General features: G+C 62.6%; 3 protein-coding genes and 1 pseudogene. All 4 read right to left on the bottom strand.

Annotated features, from left to right (window positions below; translation table 11 throughout):
- The coding region (locus EN991_RS34830) for an adenosylhomocysteinase (protein WP_164769614.1) at positions 1-518 on the bottom strand (518 nt) is incomplete at its 3' end.
- A 180-nt stretch (positions 519-698) separates the two neighbouring features.
- Positions 699-995, bottom strand: coding sequence for an HPr family phosphocarrier protein (locus EN991_RS34835; RefSeq protein ID WP_013528333.1), 297 nt, complete (start codon positions 993-995; stop codon positions 699-701).
- Complete coding sequence (locus EN991_RS34840) at positions 992-1,393, bottom strand: PTS sugar transporter subunit IIA (RefSeq protein ID WP_010912939.1); 402 nt, start codon at positions 1,391-1,393, stop codon at positions 992-994. Before EN991_RS34840 ends, EN991_RS34835 begins: the two co-directional genes overlap by 4 nt.
- Before the next feature lie 164 nt (positions 1,394-1,557).
- Positions 1,558-1,788 (bottom strand): annotated as a pseudogene (locus EN991_RS34850) (HPr kinase/phosphorylase); the annotation flags it as partial.

Genomic DNA, 1,788 nt, shown 5'->3' on the forward strand with positions numbered 1-1,788 from the left:
TTCAGGCGCTTCTTGACCTGGGCGTAGAAATATTCCTCTTCCTCGCTCTGCGGGTTGGACAGCACGTCCTCGCCGGCCTCGGCGCGGGCGCCGATCAGGATGTACATGGTGGCGTCGCCGCCATCATCGAGGATCATGTTGGAGAGGCCGCCATCGGCCCACTGGAAGATCTTGTCGGTGTAGTCCCAATACTCCTCCAGCGACTCGCCCTTGACGGCAAACACCGGGATGCCGGCCTCGGCGATGGCCGCGGCCGCATGGTCCTGGGTCGAGAAGATGTTGCAGGAGGCCCAGCGGATATCGGCGCCAAGCGCCTTCAGCGTCTCGATCAGCACCGCCGTCTGGATGGTCATGTGCAGCGAGCCGGTGATGCGCGCACCCTTGAGCGGCTGCTTGGGGCCGAATTCCTCACGGCAGGCCATCAGGCCCGGCATTTCGGTTTCGGCGATCTCGAGTTCCTTGCGGCCCCAGCCGGCAAGCGAGATGTCGGCGACCACATAGTCCTTGCTACCCGTCATGGCAGTACTCCGATGCGAATGTTGTGCTTGCGAATTTGTTGCGGACACGCCCGCGCCGGTCGGCGCGTCCAAGGGCGCGAATTGCCGGCCTGACTAGCAGATCGGAGCAAGGACGACAATGGGATATAAAGAAATCTTTATCCCTGCATGTCTCTCGGACGCATATCGCGCTCTACCAGATCAGCATTCCTCGCCGAAGCGGGACGCCACCAGTTGCTCCAGGGCGTCGATGACCTGCTGGGCCTCCGGCCCGCTGGCGGTGACGCGGATCGAATAGCCGGGGCTTGCCGCCAGCATCATCAGGCCCATGATCGAGGTGCCGCCAACCTTGACGCCATCCTTCTCGACATGCACCGAGGCATCGAAGCCGCTGGCCAGCTGGACGAACTTCGCCGAAGCGCGCGCATGAAGGCCGCGCTGGTTGATGATGGGAAAATCCCGGACTATCTGATCTTTTTCCGGGGACAGCGCGGTCATTTGCTGCTCAGGAGCTGGCTGGCAACATTGATGTATTTGCGACCGGCGGCCTGGGCCTCATCAAGGGCGGCCGCCATGTTGTCGCCCTTGCGGATCGAGGAAAGCTTGATCAGCATCGGCAGATTCATGCCGGCGATCACCTCGGTGCGGCCGGACTCCATCACCGAGATGGCAAGATTGGAGGGCGTGCCGCCGAACATGTCGGTCAGCACGATGACGCCCGCCCCGGTGTCGACACGGGCAACCGCATCGACAATGTCGCGCCGACGCTGCTCCATATCGTCGTCGGCACCGATCGCCACGGTTTCGAAATTGTCTTGTGGCCCGACGACATGTTCGACGGCATGTCGGAACTCGGTGGCCAGTTGACCGTGCGTTACAAGCACGAGTCCGATCATTCTTTGGTGGCTCCCGTCATCGCCGCTTCACAGGCGCATTTTATGCTCGCCAGCCAATCCAGGCGGCGGGAGCGCTATCTTGTCGACGCGCGGCCCGTTGACAAGCCCAAAATTGCGCAGGCGCATGCCATTTTGACGCATTGCAGCAAAAAACCCGGAGCGGATCATAGAAAAGGCGCGATCGACAGCCGCGCCATCACGACCGGTAAGGCCGCCGGGATATTGCGTTCGACCACATCGACCTGTGGCACCAGACAACCCACGATGCTGCTTGCGGCATCCTCCTGGAAGCGCGGCGCTTCATCGGCCGGCACCAGGTGGACATGCAGGTCGACGAGGCCTGCCGGCTCGAATGGCAGAGGCCGGGGGCCGAGCCCAGGCACCTCGACGAGGCC

This window comes from Mesorhizobium sp. M7A.F.Ca.US.005.03.2.1, assembly GCF_003997795.1.
GTDB lineage: Bacteria > Pseudomonadota > Alphaproteobacteria > Rhizobiales > Rhizobiaceae > Mesorhizobium > Mesorhizobium ciceri.

What these genes read in the sequence shown, in the direction of transcription:
- EN991_RS34840 (WP_010912939.1), bottom strand. Translation starts at nt 1,393, where the DNA reads ATGATCGGACTCGTGCTTGTAACGCACGGTCAACTGGCCACCGAGTTC.
- EN991_RS34835 (WP_013528333.1), bottom strand. Translation starts at nt 995, where the DNA reads ATGACCGCGCTGTCCCCGGAAAAAGATCAGATAGTCCGGGATTTTCCC.